The sequence below is a fragment of the Denitromonas iodatirespirans genome (assembly GCF_018524365.1).
Taxonomy (GTDB): Bacteria; Pseudomonadota; Gammaproteobacteria; order Burkholderiales; family Rhodocyclaceae; genus Nitrogeniibacter; species Nitrogeniibacter iodatirespirans.
In genome coordinates this window covers 1-475 of record NZ_JAEKFT010000139.1, presented here as the reverse complement: position 1 = coordinate 475, position 475 = coordinate 1, and the positions used below count along the sequence as shown (strand labels likewise).

At 65.5% G+C, this 475-nt stretch carries 1 protein-coding gene; it reads right to left on the bottom strand.

The features are described 5' to 3' along the window. Positions 1–475, bottom strand: a 475-nt coding sequence (locus I8J34_RS25350) for a cadherin repeat domain-containing protein (RefSeq protein WP_214364201.1), incomplete at both ends; no start/stop codon positions are given.

The window sequence follows — 475 nt, the reverse complement described above, 5'->3', positions numbered from 1 at the left end:
CGGTCACGGCGCTGCTCACGAAGCTCGGCGCTTCGTTCTGGTCGGTGACGCTGAGGGTGAAGCTCTCGTCGCGGGTGAGTCCGCCGCCGTCGGTGATGCGTACCGTCACCGCGTAGCTCGACTGCGTCTCGAAGTCGAGCACGCCGTCGGTGAGGATCAGTTCGTCCGAGCCCGCACCGCCGACGCTGAATTTGGCTTGATCGGCGCCGCCGACGATGGTGTAGCTGGTGCTGTCGCCACTGTCCGGGTCGGTGGTGCTCAGGGTGCCGATGCTGGTGCCGCTGGAGGTGTCGGTGTTCTCGGCGATGGTGTTGTTGCTCAGGCTGATGAGCGTGGGCGCTTCGTTCACATTGGTGACCGTCACCGCGATGGCCTGGGTGTCGGTGGTGGTGCCGTCGCTCACCTGCACGGTGACGTCGTAGATGTTGTCACCGCCGACATCGGTGGGGGCTTCGAAGTTGGGCGCGGCGTTGAA